This is a genomic window from Streptomyces sp. NPDC093094, assembly GCF_044754345.1.
Taxonomy (GTDB): Bacteria; Actinomycetota; Actinomycetes; order Streptomycetales; family Streptomycetaceae; genus Streptomyces.
The window spans coordinates 1-18247 of the sequence record NZ_JBIVOX010000005.1 but is presented as its reverse complement, the minus strand read 5'-3'; the positions used below and the strand labels follow the sequence as shown (position 1 = coordinate 18247).

Annotated in this window: 17 protein-coding genes and 1 tRNA gene; 7 read left to right on the top strand and 11 right to left on the bottom strand. The window is 71.5% G+C overall.

Annotated features, from left to right (window positions below; all coding sequences use genetic code 11):
- Nucleotides 1-192 precede the first annotated feature (192 nt).
- Entirely contained in the window at nt 193-1950 is a 1758-nt protein-coding gene (locus ACIQGV_RS11195) for an SDR family oxidoreductase (RefSeq protein WP_402493242.1), read from the bottom strand.
- Nucleotides 1947-2789 (bottom strand): M24 family metallopeptidase, encoded by an 843-nt coding sequence (locus ACIQGV_RS11190; RefSeq protein WP_402493240.1) that lies wholly within the window; start codon nt 2787-2789, stop codon nt 1947-1949. The genes ACIQGV_RS11195 and ACIQGV_RS11190 overlap by 4 nt, the downstream gene beginning before the upstream one ends.
- A 238-nt stretch (nt 2790-3027) precedes the next feature.
- On the opposite strand from ACIQGV_RS11190, the gene ACIQGV_RS11185 reads away from it, so the two are divergent.
- The 6 genes from ACIQGV_RS11185 (at nt 3028) to ACIQGV_RS11160 (ending at nt 7227) form a co-directional block, all read left to right on the top strand.
- Nucleotides 3028-4002 (top strand): ABC transporter ATP-binding protein, encoded by a 975-nt coding sequence (locus tag ACIQGV_RS11185; RefSeq protein ID WP_402494099.1) that lies wholly within the window; start codon nt 3028-3030, stop codon nt 4000-4002.
- Nucleotides 3992-4897 carry an ABC transporter permease gene (locus ACIQGV_RS11180; protein ID WP_402493238.1) on the top strand — a complete coding sequence of 302 codons (906 nt, stop codon included), beginning with the start codon at nt 3992-3994 and terminating at the stop codon, nt 4895-4897. The genes ACIQGV_RS11185 and ACIQGV_RS11180 overlap by 11 nt, the downstream gene beginning before the upstream one ends.
- Complete coding sequence (locus tag ACIQGV_RS11175; protein WP_402493236.1) at nt 4894-5805, top strand: ABC transporter ATP-binding protein; 912 nt, start codon at nt 4894-4896, stop codon at nt 5803-5805. The genes ACIQGV_RS11180 and ACIQGV_RS11175 overlap by 4 nt, the downstream gene beginning before the upstream one ends.
- Before the next feature lie 10 nt (nt 5806-5815).
- Nucleotides 5816-6535 carry an ABC transporter permease subunit gene (locus ACIQGV_RS11170; RefSeq protein WP_402493234.1) on the top strand — a complete coding sequence of 240 codons (720 nt, stop codon included), beginning with the start codon at nt 5816-5818 and terminating at the stop codon, nt 6533-6535.
- Nucleotides 6536-6629: 94 nt separating this feature from the next.
- A complete protein-coding gene (locus ACIQGV_RS11165; protein ID WP_402493232.1) occupies nt 6630-6857 on the top strand; it encodes a hypothetical protein in 228 nt (75 codons plus the stop codon).
- A gap of 285 nt (nt 6858-7142) precedes the next feature.
- Nucleotides 7143-7227 (top strand) — tRNA-Ser (locus ACIQGV_RS11160).
- A 75-nt stretch (nt 7228-7302) separates the two neighbouring features.
- Here ACIQGV_RS11160 and ACIQGV_RS11155 read toward each other — a convergent pair.
- The 9 genes from ACIQGV_RS11155 to ACIQGV_RS11115 all read right to left on the bottom strand — a co-directional run bounded on the left by ACIQGV_RS11155 (nt 7303) and on the right by ACIQGV_RS11115 (nt 17398).
- Entirely contained in the window at nt 7303-8106 is an 804-nt protein-coding gene (locus ACIQGV_RS11155) for an HAD family hydrolase (protein ID WP_402493230.1), read from the bottom strand.
- The gene (serS, locus tag ACIQGV_RS11150) at nt 8103-9380 is read right to left on the bottom strand and encodes a serine--tRNA ligase (protein ID WP_402493228.1); all 1278 of its coding nucleotides are present in this window, start codon (nt 9378-9380) and stop codon (nt 8103-8105) included. The genes ACIQGV_RS11155 and serS overlap by 4 nt, the downstream gene beginning before the upstream one ends.
- A 652-nt stretch (nt 9381-10032) precedes the next feature.
- On the bottom strand, nt 10033-10965 hold the full coding sequence (gene pheA, locus ACIQGV_RS11145; RefSeq protein ID WP_402493226.1) for a prephenate dehydratase: 933 nt from the start codon (nt 10963-10965) through the stop codon (nt 10033-10035).
- Nucleotides 10966-11041: 76 nt separating this feature from the next.
- Nucleotides 11042-12364 carry an iron uptake transporter deferrochelatase/peroxidase subunit gene (efeB, locus tag ACIQGV_RS11140; protein ID WP_402493224.1) on the bottom strand — a complete coding sequence of 441 codons (1323 nt, stop codon included), beginning with the start codon at nt 12362-12364 and terminating at the stop codon, nt 11042-11044.
- 5 nt (nt 12365-12369) lie between these two features.
- The gene (locus ACIQGV_RS11135; RefSeq protein WP_402493222.1) at nt 12370-14430 is read right to left on the bottom strand and encodes a copper resistance CopC/CopD family protein; all 2061 of its coding nucleotides are present in this window, start codon (nt 14428-14430) and stop codon (nt 12370-12372) included.
- A gap of 13 nt (nt 14431-14443) precedes the next feature.
- On the bottom strand, nt 14444-14908 hold the full coding sequence (locus tag ACIQGV_RS11130) for a copper chaperone PCu(A)C (RefSeq protein ID WP_402493220.1): 465 nt from the start codon (nt 14906-14908) through the stop codon (nt 14444-14446).
- Entirely contained in the window at nt 14905-15558 is a 654-nt protein-coding gene (locus ACIQGV_RS11125; RefSeq protein ID WP_402493218.1) for an SCO family protein, read from the bottom strand. Before ACIQGV_RS11125 ends, ACIQGV_RS11130 begins: the two co-directional genes overlap by 4 nt.
- Nucleotides 15559-15644: 86 nt before the next feature.
- Nucleotides 15645-16397 carry a YcnI family protein gene (locus tag ACIQGV_RS11120; protein WP_402493216.1) on the bottom strand — a complete coding sequence of 251 codons (753 nt, stop codon included), beginning with the start codon at nt 16395-16397 and terminating at the stop codon, nt 15645-15647.
- Between the two features lie 194 nt (nt 16398-16591).
- Nucleotides 16592-17398 carry a hypothetical protein gene (locus ACIQGV_RS11115; RefSeq protein WP_402493214.1) on the bottom strand — a complete coding sequence of 269 codons (807 nt, stop codon included), beginning with the start codon at nt 17396-17398 and terminating at the stop codon, nt 16592-16594.
- 242 nt (nt 17399-17640) lie between these two features.
- On the opposite strand from ACIQGV_RS11115, the gene ACIQGV_RS11110 reads away from it, so the two are divergent.
- On the top strand, nt 17641-18087 hold the full coding sequence (locus tag ACIQGV_RS11110; protein WP_402493212.1) for an ATP-binding protein: 447 nt from the start codon (nt 17641-17643) through the stop codon (nt 18085-18087).
- Nucleotides 18088-18247 lie beyond the last annotated feature (160 nt).

Here is an 18247-nt window from a genome sequence, read left to right as displayed (position 1 = left end):
TCAGCATGCCGAGCGAGACGGGGATCACGCACACTTTTTTCACACGAAGGTTTGATCCACAGCAACGGCGGTTATCCACAGGCGATTTGGCGTGACTGTGGACAACCGCCTTTCCATATGGGCGACTTGTTCAACCATGGCGCATATGAAGGTTGCTTGGCGAACAGCTCGTTCCGCGGCAGCCGTTGAGTCCTACAGACGCGGCTGCATGCGCGCCAGCCGCCTCAACACCCTCGGCGCGAAACGGGACAGGACGTACGCACCGTGTGCCTCGGGGGTCACCGGTACGACCGCCTCGTCGTGGATCACGGCGCGCAGGATCGCCTCGGCGACCTTCTCCGGAGGGTAGTTGCGCCGGCCGTACAGACGCGAGGAGCTCTGCCGGCGCCGCTTCTCCTCCTCCCCGTCGACACCGACGAACCGTGCCGTGGAGGTGATGCCGGTGTTCACCAGACCGGGACAGATGGCGCTCACCCCGATGCCCTGTTCGGCGAGTTCGGCTCGCAGGCACTCGCTGAGCATCAGCACCGCCGCCTTCGAGGTGCTGTAGGCGGGCAGGGCGCGCGAGGGCTGGAAGGCCGCCGCGGACGCCGTGTTCACGATGTGGCCGCCCTGCCCGCGCTCGGCCATCTGCCGTCCGAAGAGACGGCAACCGTGGATGACACCCCACAAGTTGACGTCCAGGACCTTCTTCCAGTCCTCCGGTGCGGTGTCGAAGAAGGAGCCGGACAGACCGATGCCGGCGTTGTTCACCAGGACGTCGAGGACGCCGTACTCCCTGGCGACCTTGTCGGCGAGTTTCTCCATGGCCTGGGCGTCGGAGACGTCGACCGTCTCGGCCCAGGCGTCGGACGCGCCGACGAGCCGGGCCAGTTCGGCGGTCCGCGCGGCGCTCTCGGCGTCCCGGTCGACGGCGATCACCCGTGCGCCGGACTCGGCGAACGCGAACGCCGTGGCCCGTCCGATCCCGCTGCCCGCGCCGGTGACCAGCACGAGCTGACCGCCGAACCGGTCGAAGTGCCGCCCCGTGGCAGGGGACTTCGTGTGGCCGCCCTCGATCCCGTGGACGAACTCGGTGATCCAGGAGGCGAGCTGGTCGGGCCGGGTTCGGGGGACCCAGTGCCTGGCCGGCAGGGTGCGGCGGGTGAGCTGCGGAACCCACTGCTCCAGATCGTCGTGGAGCCGTTCCGAGAGGAAGGCGTCGCCGAGCGGCGTGATCAGCTGCACGGGCGCGTGGGCGTGGGCGTCCGGGCGTGGCCTGCGCAGCCGTGCGCGCACGTTGTCCCGGTACAGCCAGGCGCCCCGGGCCGCGTCCTGGGGCAGCGACGGGGTCGGATAGCCGTCCGAGGCCACCCGTTCGAGCCGCTCCAGGACGCCCGGCCAGAGCTTGCCGAGGGGCCCGCGCCAGGCCAGTTCGGGCAGCACCGGCGTGTGCAGCAGATAGACGTACCAGGACTTGGCGCCCTGGCCGAGGAGCTGGCCGACCCGGCGCGGGGTCGGACGCCGGAGACGGCTGTTGATCCAGTGGCCGAAGTGGTCGAGCGAAGGGCCGGACATCGAGGTGAAGGAGGCTATGCGTCCCTCGGTGCGCGCGACCGTGACGAACTCCCAGGACTGCACCGAGCCCCAGTCGTGTCCGACCAGGTGCACCGGCCGGTCCGGGCTCACCGCGTCCGCGACGGCCAGGAAGTCGTCGGTCAGCTTCTCCAGCGTGAACCCGCCGCGCAGCGGCTGCGGCGCGCTGGAGCGGCCGTGTCCGCGCACGTCGTACAGCACGACGTGGAAGCGGTCGGCGAGACGCGGCGCGACCTCGGACCACACCTCCTTGCTGTCCGGGTAGCCGTGCACGAGCACCACCGTCGGCTGCTCGGGGTCGCCCAGTTCGGCGACGCACAGCTCCACCCCGCCGGTCGCCACCCGGCGCTCGCGCGCGCCCTTGAGCATGGTCACTTCTCCTTCGCCCAGCGCCGCACGTGCGGCAGATCGTCGTCCAGCCAGAAGGCGCTCTCCCCGGGGTCCCGCGAGTCGGTGACGACGAGGATCTCCTCGAACTTCGCGCCCGTGCCCCGGAACCCGAGATGCGGCTCGACCGCCCACAGGCCCGGCTGCGGCGGATGGTCGGAGAACCGGTACGGCGACCACAGCGGCGACCATCCCTCGCGGTGCCCGTGCAGCGCGTCCGACACGAGGCCCTTCAGCGACTGCGTGCCGAAGCCGAAGAGATGCGGCGAGAAACGCCGGGGCGTGACCCGGCCGACCTTGTGCGCGATCACCCCGAAGGGATAGGCGCGGTGCCGGTTGGCGTAGCCCTGGCGGACCATGAGCCGGTCCACGTCCTCGTAGATCTCGCGCAGCGGACGCCGCTCGCGCACCTCGCGCAGGATCAGCTCCCGGTGCGCCCGGAGGTCGTCCATCAGCCGGTCCTGCAGAGGGTTGGGGCCGAGCGAGCCCGAGTAGCCGATGTCCGCGGTGTGACCCTCGTACACCGGGGCCATGTCGAGGATGAAGGGCATCCCCGGCTCCAGCGCCCGGTCGGTGGGGAAGAACTGGAGGGGGATGCGGAAGCCCGCGAACGCCGTCCGGTCGCCGAACCAGGCGAAGGGCAGATGGAACCAGTCCTTCACCCCCCGCTCCCGCAGCCACTCCCGCTGCATGCGTGCCGCCTCACGCTCGGTGACACCGGGCGCGAGGCGGGCGGCCACCGCCTCCGCGCACGCGTAGGCCAGTCGCTGCACCGTCCTGAATCCGTGCAGCTCCGTGGAGTTCCTGCCTGCCACTGCCGTCGTCATGCCGCCCCGTCCACCCGGTTACCGCCGACTGCGGTACGTGTCCGTAACTTGACAAGGCCGAATCTCGCACCTTGTTAGAGTCGGCGTCAATAGGGCGGTCGCGGGCTGGACGGACCCGGTTGCGGGGCCCGACCTCAGGGGGACCCTTAAGGCCCCGTACGACTCCAGGGTGATGCCAAGACGGCTCTGGAGTCTGACGACCGGCGTGGCCCGCGTCACTACTGTCGGATGCGTGACTGTGATCGTGACCGAAAGCCTGAGCAAGCGGTTCCCCCGGGTGACCGCGCTCGACCGGCTGTCCGTGGACATCGGACCCGGTGTGACCGGACTCGTCGGGGCCAACGGCGCCGGCAAGTCCACCCTGATCAAGATCCTGCTGGGTCTGTCCCCGGCGTCCGAGGGCCGAGCGAGCGTGCTCGGCCTCGACATCGCCACCGAGGGTGCCGCCATCCGCGAGCGGGTCGGCTACATGCCGGAGCACGACTGCCTGCCGCCCGACGTCTCGGCCACCGAGTTCGTCGTCCACATGGCGCGCATGTCCGGCCTGCCGCCCACCGCCGCGCGCGAACGCACCGCGGACACCCTGCGCCATGTCGGGCTGTACGAGGAGCGCTACCGCCCCATCGGCGGCTACTCCACCGGCATGAAGCAGCGCGTCAAGCTGGCCCAGGCCCTCGTGCACGACCCGCAGCTGGTCTTCCTCGACGAGCCGACCAACGGCCTGGACCCGGTCGGCCGTGACGACATGCTCGGCCTGATCCGCCGCATCCACACCGACTTCGGCATCTCGGTCCTGGTCACCTCGCACCTCCTGGGCGAACTGGAACGCACCTGCGACCACGTCGTCGTCGTCGACGGCGGCAAGCTCCTGCGCTCCAGCTCCACCACCGACTTCACCCAGACCACCACCACCCTCGCCATCGAGGTCACCGACACCGACGAGCACCCCGACGGCACCCGCGCGGTCCGCGAGGCGCTCCACGCGCGCGGGATCACCGTCCAGGACGGCAGCGGTCTGCCCGGCGCCGGCCATCTCCTGCTGCTGACCGCGCAGGGCGAGGAGACCTACGACGTGGTCCGCGACACCGTCGCCGACCTGGGCCTCGGCCTCGTGCGCATGGAACAGCGCAGGCACCACATCGCCGAGGTGTTCGGCACCACCGGCGAGGAGAGCGACGAGCAGCGGAAGGAGGCCGTCGGCCATGGCCGTTGAGCACCCCGTGACCGCGGCGGGCGACCAGACCCGCATCCACAACATCGGCTACCGCAGCTACGACGGCCCCCGTCTCGGCCGCGCCTACGCGACCCGTTCCCTGTACTCGCAGTCCCTGCGCGGCGCCTACGGCCTCGGCCGCTCGGTGAAGTCCAAGGTCCTGCCGATGCTGCTGTTCGTGGTGATGTGCGTGCCCGCGGCCATCATGGTCGCCGTCGCGGTCGCCACCAAGGCCAAGGAACTCCCCGTCGACTACACGCGCTACGCGATCATCATGCAGGCCGTCATCAGCCTGTACGTCGCCGCGCAGGCGCCCCAGTCCGTCTCCCGCGACCTGCGCTTCAAGACGGTCCCGCTGTACTTCTCGCGGCCCATCGAGACCGCCGACTACGTCCGCGCCAAGTACGCGGCCCTGGCCTCCGCGCTGTTCATCCTCACCGCGGCCCCGCTGCTGGTGCTCTACGTCGGCGCGCTGCTCGCCAAGCTCGACTTCACCGACCAGACCAAGGGGTTCGCTCAGGGACTCATGTCCGTGGCACTGCTCTCGCTGCTGTTCGCCGGGCTGAGCCTGGTGATCGCGTCCGTCACCCCGCGCCGCGGTTTCGGCATCGCGGCCGTGATCGCCGTCCTCACCATCTCCTACGGAGCCGTCTCCGCCCTCCAGGGCATCGCCGAGCTCCAGGACAGCACCGGCGCGATCGCCTGGATCGGCCTGTTCTCCCCGGTCACCCTGATCGACGGCGTGCAGTCGGCCTTCCTCGGGGCCACCTCGACGTTCCCCGGAGGGGTGGCACCGTCGAACGGCGAGGGCGCCGTCTACGTCCTCGTCACCCTCGGCCTGATCGCCGCGAGCTACGGCCTTCTGATGCGCCGCTACCGGAAGGTGGGACTGTGACCACACTCAGCATCGACCATGTCTCCCGCTGGTTCGGCAACGTGGTCGCCGTCAACGACGTCACCATGACCATCGGCCCCGGCGTCACGGGCCTCCTCGGCCCCAACGGCGCCGGCAAGTCCACCCTCATCAACATGATGGGCGGCTTCCTCGCCCCCTCCACCGGCACGGTCACCCTCGACGGACAGCCGGTGTGGCGCAACGAGTCCATCTACCGGCACATCGGCATCGTCCCCGAGCGCGAGGCGATGTACGACTTCCTCACCGGCCGCGAATTCGTCGTCGCCAACGCCGAACTGCACGGCCTCGGCGACAAGGCCGCCCAGAAGGCGCTCGCCACGGTCGAGATGGAGTACGCCCAGGACCGCAAGATCGCCACGTACTCCAAGGGCATGCGCCAGCGCGTGAAGATGGCCAGCGCCCTCGTCCACGACCCCTCGCTGCTCCTGCTGGACGAGCCCTTCAACGGCATGGACCCGCGCCAGCGCATGCAGCTGATGGACCTGCTGCGCCGCATGGGCGACGAGGGCCGCACCGTGCTGTTCTCCTCCCACATCCTGGAGGAGGTCGAGCAGCTCGCCTGGCACATCGAGGTCGTCGTCGCCGGGAGGCACGCCGCCAGCGGGGACTTCCGCAAGATCCGCCGTCTGATGACCGACCGGCCGCACCGCTATCTGGTGCGCTCCAGCGACGACCGCGCCCTCGCGGCCGCGCTGATCGCCGACCCGTCCACCGCCGGCATCGAGGTCGACCTCGCCGAGGGTGCCCTGCGCATCCAGGCCGTCGACTTCGGCCGGTTCACGGCCCTGCTGCCGAAGGTGGCCCGGGACAACGGCATCCGGCTGCTGACGGTCTCGCCGTCCGACGAGTCCCTGGAGTCCGTCTTCTCGTATCTCGTCGCGGCGTAGGAGGCCGAAGATGTACGACCCCACAGTCGCCCGACTCACCTACCGGGCCCTGCTCGGCCGTCGCCGGGCCCTCATCCTCGGCGCGCTGCCGCTGCTGCTCATCGCCATCTCCGTGGTGGTGCGCGGCCTGGCCGGAGCCGACGACCAGACCGCGTCCGACCTGCTGGGCGGGCTCGCGCTCGCCACCATGGTGCCGATCATCGGCGTCATCGCCGGCACCGGGGCGATCGGCCCGGAGATCGACGACGGCTCCGTCGTCTATCTGCTGTCCAAGCCGGTGAAACGCTCCACGATCATCTCCACCAAGCTGTTCGTGGCCGTCGCGGTGACGATGGTGTTCTCCGCGCTGCCGACGTTCGTCGCCGGGTTCATCCTCAACGGCAACGGCCAGCAGATCGCCGTCGCCTACACGGTCGCCGCACTGGTCTCCTCCATCGCCTACGCCGCCCTGTTCCTGCTGCTGGGCACGGTCTCGCGGCACGCGGTGGTCTTCGGGCTCGTCTACGCGCTCGTCTGGGAGGCACTGTTCGGCTCCCTGGTGCCCGGCGCGCGCACCCTCAGCGTCCAGCAGTGGTCGCTGGCCGTGGCCCACAAGGTCGCCGGGGGCGAACTGGTCACCTCCGACGTCGGACTGACGACGGCCACGGTGCTGCTGATCGCGGTGACCGTGCTCGCCACCTGGTACGCCGGGCGGAAGCTGCGGACGCTGACCCTCGCGGGCGAGGAGTGACGCACAGTCACCCCCGACACCGCGCTTACTGACAGGGGCTTCACCTCGGCCCGGGCACACTGGGCCGAGGGGATGCGCAGCGAGGAGGAAGCGGATGGCGCAGCAGGAAGAGCGCGGACGGTCCGAGGACGCCTGGGACGGCCTCGTCCTGGACGAGGACTTCGTCCGTGCCGCCGAGACCAGCGAGCCGTCCGCCCGCGCCCGTATGCTCGCCGCCCGCTGGAGCCGTGAGCAGCCCGAACCCCAGCCCTGGCGCTCCGACGAGCCCCCGGCGGGCTGGTTCTTCGGCAAGGCCCGCAGACGGAAGTGGCGCCGCCGCTAGGACCGGTCCGGAGATCCTGGGCGCGGTCGCACGCCTGTTTTATTCGGTGGCGGCCGACTCCCCGGCCCGGCAGACTGGTCGCGTCAGTCCGGGCGTTCACACGGCCCGGTGCCACGGTCTGGGAGAGGAGCCCGGCGATGCCCATGCACGGCAGTACGCCGAGCTCCCGTCAGGGCAGCCGGCGGCAGGCTCCGGTGTAGTTACCCCACCGTCGAGCCGACCGTACGACTGCCCGGGGCGGCCGCTTCGAGCACGCGATGTCGCTCTCGCGTGGGCCGCCCACCCGGAGGATTGGCCGAGAGGCAAGGCACCGGCTTGCTGAGCCGAGGTCGGGGGCAACTCCGCGCACGTTCGATCCGTGCATCCTCCGCAAGACACGAGACGCCGCGGGCGAGATGTCCCAGGGGCGCGAACGGCCTTCACCACCCGTACCCCTGAGGTGGCGTCAGCCCAGCAGACGCTCCAGGACGACCGCGATGCCGTCCTCCTCGTTCGAACCCGTCACCTCGTCGGCGACGGCCTTCAGCTGCTCGTGCGCGTTGGCCATCGCCACACCCCGCGCGGCCCAGGCGAACATCGGAATGTCGTTGGGCATGTCGCCGAAGGCGATCGTCTGCGCCGCCTTGATCCCGAGCCGGCGGGCCGCCAGGGACAGCCCCGTCGCCTTGGACAGGCCGAGCGGCAGCAGCTCCACGATGCCCTGGCCCGCCATCGCGACGCTGACGAACCCCCCGGCCGCCTGCCGGGACGCCTCCGCCAGCTCGTCGTCGGACAGCTGCGGATGCTGTATGTAGATCTTGTTCAGCGGGGCCGACCACAGGTCGGACGCCTCGGTGAACGGTGTGGCCGGCAGCGCGCCGGTGAGCGCGTAGCCCGGACCCACCAGCACCTCGCCCTCCAGGCCGTCCCGGCTCGCGGCGAGATACAGCGGACCGACCTCGGCCTCGATCTTCGCGAGGGCGACCCCGGCCAGCTGCCGGTCCAGGGTGACCGAGGTCAGCAGCCGGTGCGACCCGGCGTCGTAGACCTGCGCGCCCTGTCCGCAGACCGCGAGGCCCCGGTAGTCGAGGGCGTCGAGGATGTGCCGGGTCCATGGGACGGCACGTCCCGTCACGACGATGTGGGCGGCGCCCGCCGCGGTGACCGCGGCGAGCGCCTCACGGGTGCGCTCGGAGACCGACTCGTCGGACCGCAGAAGCGTTCCGTCGAGGTCGGTGGCGACGAGCCGGTAGGGGAACCCGCTGGTCACTTGGCTACCGGCTCCAGCAGCTCGCGGCCGCCGAGGTAGGGCCGCAGCATCTCGGGCACCCGCACCGAGCCGTCGGCCTGCTGGTGGTTCTCCAGCAGCGCGACGATGGTGCGCGGCACGGCGCACAGGGTGCCGTTGAGCGTGGCCAGCGGCTTGACCTGCTTGCCGTCCCGCAGTCGAACCGACAGCCGGCGGGCCTGGAAGCTGTCGCAGTTCGAGGCGGAGGTCAGCTCGCGGTACTTGCCCTGGGTCGGGATCCACGCCTCGCAGTCGAACTTGCGGGAGGCGGAGGAACCCAGGTCACCCGAGGCGACGTCGATCACCTGGAAGGGCAGTTCGAGGGCGGTGAGCCACTGCTTCTCCCACTCCAGGAGCCGCTTGTGCTCGTTCTCGGCGTCCTCGGGAGCGACGTACGAGAACATCTCGACCTTGTCGAACTGATGCACACGGAAGATGCCCCGCGTGTCCTTGCCGTAGGTACCGGCCTCGCGGCGGAAGCACGGGGAGAAGCCCGCGTAGCGCAGCGGCAACTGGCCGGCGTCGATGATCTCGTCCATGTGGTACGCGGCGAGCGGGACCTCGGAGGTGCCGACCAGGTAGTAGTCGTCCTTCTCCAGGTGGTACACGTTCTCCGCGGCCTGGCCGAGGAAGCCGGTGCCCTCCATGGCGCGCGGGCGGACCAGGGCGGGGGTCAGCATCGGGATGAACCCGGCCTCGGTGGCCTGGGCGATCGCCGCGTTGACCAGCGCCAGCTCCAGCAGGGCGCCGACGCCGGTGAGGTAGTAGAAGCGCGAGCCGGACACCTTGGCGCCGCGCTCGACGTCGATGGCGCCCAGCGCCTCGCCGAGCTCCAGGTGGTCCCTGGGCTCGAAGCCCTCGGCGGCGAAGTCGCGGATGGTGCCGTGCGTCTCCAGGACGGTGAAGTCCTCCTCGCCGCCGACCGGGACGTCGGGGTGCACGAGGTTGCCGAGGGCGAGCACGAGACGCCTGGTCTCCTCGTCGGCCTCGTTCTGCGCGGCCTCGGCGGCCTTCACGTCGGTCTTGAGCTGCTCGGCCTTCTGCAGGAGCTCCGCGCGCTCCTCGGGCGTGGCCCGGGGGATCAGCTTGCCGAGCGCCTTCTGCTCGGCGCGGAGTTCGTCGAAGCGGACGCCGGACGACCTGCGCCGCTCGTCGGCAGACAGGAGAGAGTCGACGAGCGCGACGTCCTCTCCACGGGCGCGCTGGGACGCGCGCACACGGTCGGGGTCCTCACGGAGCAGGCGAAGGTCAATCACGTGCTCAAGGCTACCGGTGACGGATGACGGCTCACGACTCACTATTCCGAACCATGGCTTACGTACCGTTATGGGGGAATTGCCGTGCGTGTCAGTGGGTGTCAGAGCGTGTCAATAAAAAGTGTCTCACTCCCTGGGACGGGGCATGCGCCCGGCGCTCTGTTGACCTGATTCCCTTGCGGAAAAAGGGACTTGGATCGCCCCTGTCCGCCCGTTGTCCACAGGGATCCACAGTCGCTCAGGGTTATCCACAGCCTGTGAGGAAGATCTGTGGATTTCGGAATCGACCACTCCGGAAGGCTCGATCGCCCCCTGCGATTCCCTGGGTAAACCTTCTTCGAGTCCACCTTCGAGTGGAAATGCGTCGCCCCAAAGGATTGATCAAAGGAAACGAGTGGACGAAGGGTGACTTACGCCCTGGTGGCCGACCTTGATCCACTCAGGGTGATTTGTCGACTGCGTGGTGCTCGTTGTCGACTTGTGCACAGGTCGAGAAGCGGACCTGTGGATAACTTCTGTGGATAACGAAGATCAGCAGGTACGACGGGTGTGATGGGCGGGAAACCGCCTGTCGGCGACCGCTCCGGCCGCGGCCGTCCAGGCAGCCCGGAGACGGTCGCCCCGGCAGCCTGGAGACGGACGTGCAGGCAGCCTAGAAGCGGCCGTCCTGGCAGCGGGCCACCCAGTCGGCCGCCGCGACGAACTCCTCGTCCGACGTGCCTCTCCGGGGAGCGCTCACGTCCTCCACGCCCAGGTCCGCGCGCGGGTACGAACCGAGGTAGCGCACCTCCAGGCAGATCCGCTTCAGCCCCCTCAGGGCATCGGCGACCCGGCGGTCGGAGATGTGCCCCTCGGCGTCGATGCAGAAGCAGTAGTTGCCGATGCCTGCTCCGGTCGGGCGGGACTGCAGCAGCATCAGGTTGATACCGCGCGTGGCGAACTCGCCGAGCAGATCGCGCAGACCGCCGGGATGGTCGTCGCGCTGCCACAGCACCACGGACGTCTTGTCGGCCCCGGTCGGCGCGGCGGGCCGGGCGGGCCGGCCCACCAGCACGAACCGGGTCTGGGCGTTCTCCGCGTCGTGGATCTCGGTCTCCAGGGCCTCCAGCCCGTACCGGGCCGCGGCGAACTCACCCGCGAAGGCGGCGTCGTAGCGGCCTTCCTGGACCAGCCGGGCGGCGTCCGCGTTCGACGCTGCCGACTCCCAGCGGGCGTCCGGGAGGTGCTTCTTCAGCCAGTTGCGCACCTGGGGCTGGGCGGCCGGGTGGGCGGAGACCGTCTTGATCTCCGACAGCTCGGTGCCGGGGCGGACCAGCAGCGCGAAGGTGATCGACAGCAGCACCTCGCGGTAGATCATCAGCGGCGCACCCGCGACCAGTTCGTCCAGGGTGGTGGTGATGCCGCCCTCGACGGAGTTCTCGATCGGCACGAACGCCGCTTCGGCCTCCCCGGTGCGCACCGCGTCCAGCGCGGACTGCACGGACACATAGGGGACCAGCTCCCGGGTCGCCGTCTCCGGGAGCGTGCGCAGGGCGACTTCGGTGAAAGTGCCCTCGGGACCGAGATACGCATAGCTCGCTGGCATGTCCTCACCCTAATGGCCGCAAAGAGCCCGGGCGGTCCCGTCTCGCCATGATCACCCCTGAGGGTGGTTTGAAGCGTCAGCTCTCCAGGAGCCGCTGCCCCACGTACTCGCCCTCGGCCGCCCCGCCCGGCACCGCGAACAGCCCGCTCGCCTCGTGCCGGACGAACCGTGACAGGGCGTCGCCACGGTCCAGCTTGCGCTGCACCGGGACGAAGCCGCGCAGCGGATCCGCCTGCCAGCAGATGAACAGCAGCCCCGCGTCCGGCACCCCGTCCGCGCCGATGCCGTCGTGGAAGGAGAAGGGCCGCCGCAGCATCGCCGCGCCGCCGTTCTGGTCGGGCCGGCTGATCCGCGCGTGCGCGTCGATCGGCACCACCAGGTCGCCCGCGGCGTCGGTCTTCTCCAGGTCCATCTCGGTCGTCTCCGAGCCGCCCGACAGCGGAGCCCCGTCCGCCTTGCGGCGCCCGATGACGTCCTCCTGGTCCTTCGCGGACAGTTCCTCCCAGTCGTCCAGGAGCATGCGGATACGGCGTACGACGGCGTAGGAGCCGTTCGCCATCCACGCGGGGTCCCGGGAGCCCGAGGCCGGGACGAAGACCCGTCCGTCGAAGTCCGGCTCGGACGGCTTCGGGTTGCGGGTGCCGTCCACCTGGCCCATGAGATTGCGGGCGGTCATGGGGTGTGCGGTGGCGCCCGGCGACCGGTTGAAGCCGTTCATCTGCCAGCGCACCCGGGCCGCGGCGCCCGCGTCCTTCTGGATCGCGCGCAGGGCGTGGAAGGCGACCAGTGCGTCGTCGGCGCCGATCTGCACCCAGAGGTCGCCGTTGCTGCGGGCCTTGTCCAGCTGGTCGGAGGAGAAGTCGGGCAGCGGGTCCAGCGACACCGGGCGCTGCTTCTCCAGGCCGGTCCGGCCGAAGAAGCTGTGTCCGAAGCCGAAGGTGACCGTCAGGGAGGACGGGCCGGCGTCCAGCGCGATGCCCGTGTCCTCGTGGTCCGCGGGCTCCCCGGCCATCAGCCGCCGGGCCGTCCGCGACCAGCGGCGCAGCAGAGCGGCGGCCTCCTTGCGGCCGGCGCCGGGAGCCAGGTCGAAGGCGACGAGATGGCCGCGGGACTGGAGGGCGTCGGTGATGCCGGGCTGATGTTTCCCGTGAAACATCGCCCGGCCGGTGCCCACCGAGGCCAGCGGCGTCGCCGGGGAGGGAGCGGCCGCGTAGCCGGCGGCACCGCCCGCCGCGCCGAGCACGAGTCCGGTCGCCCCGGCGGTGGCGAGCAGGGCACGCCGGGAGACGCCCTCGCGGGCCGGGCCCGCCGGAGCAGGGCCGCCGGACGCCTCCGCGGAGGTTCCGGCCCCCTGGGCCCGGCGTTCCTGGCGTGTCTCGGGAAGGGACTGGTCAGCCATGGGGTTCAGCCGATCTTCGCGTTCTTGTCGACGGTCACCTGGTCGATGTCGGAGGTGCGCACGGTCACGGCGATCTTCCAGTCGCCGGCCATCGGGATCTGCACCCCGTTCGCCGCCCAGTGTCCGGTGGTGATGCGGTCCGGGACGACGGGCAGCGGCCCGATGTCCTTGGCGTCGAGGGTGAACGAGACCTTCACCTCGGGGACGTCGAAGGCGCGGCCGTTGGGCCGTTCGACATAGAGGTGCATCTCGTTGCCGCCGACCTGGGCCGGGTCGAGATCGAGGCGGACGACGCCCCTGCCGTCCTCGCCGCCGGTGTCGAACGGCATGTCCAGGGTGAGGGCGCCGGTCGACGAGTCCGCGTCCGAGGCCGATGCCGAGGTGGCGGCCCTGGCCTCCTCCTCGGTCCGGCCCGGCTCGGTCGACGTCAGCATCGTGGTCACGGCGAGCACCACGACGGCGACGGCCGCCTCGACGAGCACCGAGCGCCGCAGCCCGAGACGCTGCGGGTCGGCGTCACGGGCCTGCTTGCGCCGCGCGGCCTCCGCGGCGGCCCGCTGCCGTGCGAGCTGGGCGGCTCGTGCGTCGCTCCCGGTGCCCTCGTCGCCCCCGGAGGCGTCGGTGGTGCCGGTGGTGCCGGACGCGTCGGTGGCTCCGGCCTCCGCGCCGTCTTCGGCCTCCGAGCCCTTCGTCCTCACCCCGGCCTTCGCGCCGGACGCCGCCCCGGACGCCGTCTCAGCCCCGACCCCGGACTCGGTCCCGGACGCCGCCCCGGCCCCCGCCTTCGCGCCGACGGCCGCCTCCACCGAGGTCTTCCCGCCGGCCTGCGCCACCGTCGTGTCGGCCAGCCGCGAGGTCCACCGGCGCGAGATCCAGGCGACGCCGACCAGCAGCGCCACGAGCCCGATCTTGATCAGCAGCAGCTGTCCGTAGCGCGTGCCCGTCAGCGCGGACCAGGAGCCGACCTGCCGCCAGCTCTGGTAGACGCCGGTCGCGACCAGCGCGAGCACGCTGCCGAAGGCGACCTGCGAGAAGCGGCGTACGGCGGTGGTGTCCAGCGGGGTCTCCACCGGGGCCCCGTACAGCGCGACGAGCAGCGTGCCCAGCCCGCCGAGCCACAGGGCCACGGCCAGCATGTGGACGATGTCGACCGGCATGGCGATGCCCGGCTGCAGCCCGGTGGAGGCGTGCTCGGCCATCGCCCAGCTCGCGGCGAGCCCGGCGGCCACGACTCCGCCGCCGACCGCGAGCCCGAACACCAGGTCCCGCTTCTCGTCCTCCTCGCGCCGGTCGAACGCCCCGAACAGCACCGCGATGAACAGCGCCCCCGCCGCGAGCAGCAGCAGCCGCGAGACCAGGGCCGCCCCGGTCTTGGTCTGGAGCACCTGCCCGAGCAGCTCCAGATCGAAGACGTCCGCGAACCTCGACGACGTCGTGTACGAGCCCCGCAGCAGCAGCAGCGCCAGCGTGGCCGCGGTCAGCGCGACCCAGCCGGAGACGACCAGCCGCTGCACCGCCCGCACCCCTGCGCCGCGCTGCCAGCAGGCCAGCACGAACGCGCAGCCGCCGACCAGCACGATGAACCCGGCGTACGACATGTAGCGCGCGAACCCGTAGAGCCGCCCGACCGGTCCGTCTCCCGCGGCCTGCTGGTCGAGGGAGACGGACGTCGAGGAGGGTGCGCCGACGGAGAAGGTGAAGGCGCCGGAGACGGGATGGCTGTCGGCGGAGACGACCTGGTAGGTCACCGTGTACGTGCCGTCGGGCAGTCCGGAGTGCAGCTTCACGGCGTACGTCGTGCCGCCGGAGCCCGTGGACCCGCCGGTGTCGGCGCGCTTGCCCTTGGGGTCGAACACGCGCAGCGAGTCGTCGGACAGGGAGACGGTCTCGGAGAAGGTCAGCGAGACCTGCTGCGGGGCCCGGTCGACCACCGCCCCCTGCCGGGGGTCGCTGCCGGTGAGCGCGGCGTGCGCGGAGGCCGGTGCCGCACCGGCCAGGAGCGCGCCGGCGACGGCCAGGAGCAGCAGCACCAGCGTGCGGACGCGGGGGGCGGTGGACTGCGTCAAGGTGGTCCCTCCTTCAGTTGCCGGACGTGGGGCGGTAGGTGGCCGCCTTGACCGGCAGGTCGACCTCGACGGGGTCGAGGCCGGTGAAGTGCAGCGTGACGGAGACGGTCTGGCCCTCCCGCGGCTTCTGCGCGAGCTGTTCGAACATCAGGTGGCTGCCGCCGCTCTCCAGGACGAGCGCGCCGTGGGCGGGCACGTCGAGGGAGGAGACTTCCCGCATGGCCTGTCCCTCGGTCTCGTGGACGGTGACCTCGCCGAGGTCACTGGTGACGGAGGTCAGCTCGGCGTCCTCGTCACCCTTGTTGGTGACGGTCAGGAAGCCCGCCGCCATGTCCGAGACCGGCTGGGGCATGTAGGCCCCGCTGACGGACAGGTCGGGTCCGGCGGGCTCGTCGCCGCCGCAGCCGGCCAGGGCGAGCGTGCCGGCCGTCACCAGCACCAGAGGCCGTATCGCCGCCGTCGCGGAGAAGCGCCTCACGGCTTCTCCCCCTTGATCAGCTTCGGCAGGTCCCGGGTGTAGTCCTCGACGGTCGCGTCCTCGCCGTAGAGGACGTACCCGGCGTCGGTCTTCGGGGAGAAGGCGACGACCTGGGTGCCGTGCATGGAGACGACCTTGCCCTTCTCCTTCTTCGGCGCCTCGATGGAGATGCCGAGGGTGCGGGCGCCGGCCTGGATGGTGGCGAAGTCGCCGCCGAGGCCGACGACCTGGGGGTCGATGCCCTTGAGCCACTTGCCGAGCGCCTCGGGGGTGTCGCGCTCGGGGTCGGTGGTGACGAACACGATCCGCAGCGCGTCCTGCTCGGCCCTGGACAGCGACTTCTTGGCGACGGCGATGTTGTTCATCGTCAGGGGGCAGACGTCGGGGCAGTTGGTGTAGCCGAAGTAGATCAGTGTCGGCCTGCCCGCGGTCGCCTCGCGGAGGTCGTACTTCTTGCCGGTGGTGTCGGTCAGCACCAGGTCCGGCTTCTCGAAGGGCTTGTCGAGGACGGTGGCGGCCTTGGCCGCGGCAGGGTCCTCGGAGACCACGGAGACGGCCGAGCCGCTGTCCCCGGTCCCGCCGCCGCAGGCGGACAGGGTCAGCGAGGCGGCGGCGAGCAGCGCGGCCGCGGCGAACTTCTTCTTGCGCATGGAGAGCATGGAGGGATGTCCCGGAGGTGAGTGCTCCGGCGGGCGCCGGGACCTGACGTGTCCCGGCGCCCGCCGAGGTGGATGCGTCAGGCGGAGCGCCGGCGCCCGGCCAGCACGCCGTAGGCGACACCGGCCGCGCCGACGACGATGCCCACGATGCCGAGGACGCGGGCGGTGGTGTCGGTGCTGTCCTGCGAGGCGTCCTCGGCGGAGGCCGAGGTGTGGGCCGCGGCCTGGTCGGCGTCGTCGGACGCCTCGGCGGACGGCTCGGCCGAGGACGCGCCCGCGCCGTGGTGGCCGCCCTCCTCGGCGGCGGCCAGGGCGAGCACCGGAGCCGGGTTCTCCGGCTCCTCCTCGCCCTCCTGGACCTCGATCCAGCGCACGACGTCCTTGTTGGAGTACGTCTGGATCGCCTTGAAGACCAGCTCGTCGGCGTCCTCGGGCAGCGCGCCGATGTTGACCGGGAACTTCTGGAAGAAGCCCGGCTTGATGCCGCCGTTCTTCGCGGTCCAGGTCACCTTGGTGACGGCCTCGGTGATCTGCCGCCCGTGCACCTCCAGCGGCTTGGCCAGCTTGGCCTTGGTGACCTCGATGTCCCAGCCGGTGAGCGGCTCGGGCATCACCGAGGACAGCGGGTGCTCGGCCGGGAAGCTGACCTCGAGCTTGGTGGTCGAGGCGTTGTCGCGCTCGTTGGGGACCTTGAAGTCGACGACCGCGTAGCCGCCCTTGGCGGCCGTGCCCTCCGGCTGGACGCTGACGTGCGCGAGCGCGGGAGCGGCCAGGGCGAGGACGGCGGAACCGGCGACGGCACCGGCGGCGGCGATACGGGAAACCTTCATGCGAGGAAGCACTCCACTTCGAGTGAGAACGGTGGTCCGGTGAGGAAGAGGGACACGAGCGCGCGCAGGTGACCGGAGGTCATGACCGGAACGAAGAAATCCCGGACGCAGGCGCGCACACGCGCGGGCCGCACGACGGCGGCCGGCCCTCCCGCCGGATCCCGTGGATCCCGGAGCGGAGCGGTGCGGTCGCGTCAGGCGGCGAGGACGAGCACGGCGGCGGGTGGCCCGCGCCGGATCACCGTGTGCTGGAGTGCGGTGGTACGGGGCTCGGGAGGCGCGAGCAGAGCCGCGCGTGCCGGACGCGGGCCCGCCGCGGGAGCGGCCGGGAGCCCGGCCCGCAGGGCGCGCACCAGCGCGAGCGCCCCGCGCAGAGAACGTACGAGCGCCCCCTCCGCGACACCGTGCGCCGACAGCCGGACCAGCCGCAGCAGGGCCAGGTCGCCGTGACGCAGCAGCCAGCCGACGGCGAGTGCCGCGAGGGCGTGACCGAGCAGCATCGGCAGCGAGGGCAGCAGGGCCGCCGGGGAGCCCGCCGTGGTGGACAGCGCGTCCGCGGGGTGATGCGCGCCGGTGCCTCCCGAGGGGAGCAGCCGGGCGTCGGCGAGGATGCGCTGGGCCTGGACGGGACTGAGCGCGGCCGCGGTGGTCCCGCACACGAGCCGTGCGGCCCGCTCTACCAGCGCGCTGTCGTCCGCCGCGGGCGCCGTCATGGCCGCCGTGCCGTGCTGCCCCAGCCCGAACAGGGTGTGCAGCACCGCCTGTCCGGCTGTCAGCACGGCCGCGATCCCCGGCAGCGAGCGCTCGCGCCCGGCGAGCGGAGCCGCCACCGCGAGCACGGCCAGGAAGCCCGCGCCGAGCGACCACAGCGGTACGGCGGCGCAGGAGGCGAGAGTGTGTCCGGCCCCGGACAGCACGACACAGACCGCGGCGAACACCGCGGCCCGCAGGATCCGCAGACGAGCTCCGGAGCGCGTCGCGCGTGCATGGGGGGCAGACATGGCGGGCCCATCATCGCACTGGCCCGGCGACCGCCGTACGGCAGGTCCGCAAGGTTCCGTACGATCCGGAAGGGCATCCTCTGGCCGGACTGGTCCCCACACGACGGTCCTGTCCCACATACACCGAATGGCACCCGAGGCACATCCCCCATATGGGCGGCATCACGCTGAATGGACGCTTACGTTCGGGCACTCGTGGCAATAGGTATCGGTATGTCGAGCCGCGGCCGGGAGGCTGGAGCATGAGCATCTGGTGGTCACTCCATTTGCGGCGCGAGGCCGCGAGCGTCCCGCTCGCGCGGCGCCTGCTGCTCGGCACCATGGAGACCGCGGGGGTGGATCCCGATGTCTCCTACGACCTGTCCGTCGCCCTCACCGAGGCATGCGCCAACGCCGTCGAGCACGGCGGCGGCACCGCGGCGGGCGGCACGGAGGCGTACCGGGTGACCGCGTACCTCGACGGCGAGAAGTGCCGTATCGAGGTCGCCGACTCGGGTCCGGGCTTCGCCCGTTCCGCGGCGGCGCGGCCCGCCCGTACGGACGCCGAGCACGGCCGGGGTCTGTGTCTGATCGAGGAGCTCGCCGACCACGTCCACATCGGCAACAAGCCGGGCCGGGGCGGGGCGGTGGTGAGCTTCGACAAGATGCTCAAGTGGCGCGACAACGCCCCGCTGGTCACGGCGTCCTGAGCGGAGGCGGCCGCACCGCGGTCCGCGCCGTACCGCGGTCCGCGCCGTACCGCAGCGCGGCGCGGACCGCAGCGCGGCGCGGACCGCAGCGCGGCGCGGACCGCAGCGCGGCGCGGACCGCAGCGCGGCGCGGACCGCAGCGCGGCGCGGACCGCAGCGC

What these genes read in the sequence shown, in the direction of transcription:
- ACIQGV_RS11190 (WP_402493240.1), bottom strand. Translation starts at nt 2,789, where the DNA reads ATGACGACGGCAGTGGCAGGCAGGAACTCCACGGAGCTGCACGGATTC.
- ACIQGV_RS11180 (WP_402493238.1), top strand. Translation starts at nt 3,992, where the DNA reads ATGGCCGTTGAGCACCCCGTGACCGCGGCGGGCGACCAGACCCGCATC.
- ACIQGV_RS11170 (WP_402493234.1), top strand. Translation starts at nt 5,816, where the DNA reads ATGTACGACCCCACAGTCGCCCGACTCACCTACCGGGCCCTGCTCGGC.
- ACIQGV_RS11165 (WP_402493232.1), top strand. Translation starts at nt 6,630, where the DNA reads ATGGCGCAGCAGGAAGAGCGCGGACGGTCCGAGGACGCCTGGGACGGC.
- pheA (WP_402493226.1), bottom strand. Translation starts at nt 10,965, where the DNA reads ATGCCAGCGAGCTATGCGTATCTCGGTCCCGAGGGCACTTTCACCGAA.
- efeB (WP_402493224.1), bottom strand. Translation starts at nt 12,364, where the DNA reads ATGGCTGACCAGTCCCTTCCCGAGACACGCCAGGAACGCCGGGCCCAG.
- ACIQGV_RS11125 (WP_402493218.1), bottom strand. Translation starts at nt 15,558, where the DNA reads ATGCGCAAGAAGAAGTTCGCCGCGGCCGCGCTGCTCGCCGCCGCCTCG.
- ACIQGV_RS11120 (WP_402493216.1), bottom strand. Translation starts at nt 16,397, where the DNA reads ATGAAGGTTTCCCGTATCGCCGCCGCCGGTGCCGTCGCCGGTTCCGCC.
- ACIQGV_RS11115 (WP_402493214.1), bottom strand. Translation starts at nt 17,398, where the DNA reads ATGTCTGCCCCCCATGCACGCGCGACGCGCTCCGGAGCTCGTCTGCGG.
- ACIQGV_RS11110 (WP_402493212.1), top strand. Translation starts at nt 17,641, where the DNA reads ATGAGCATCTGGTGGTCACTCCATTTGCGGCGCGAGGCCGCGAGCGTC.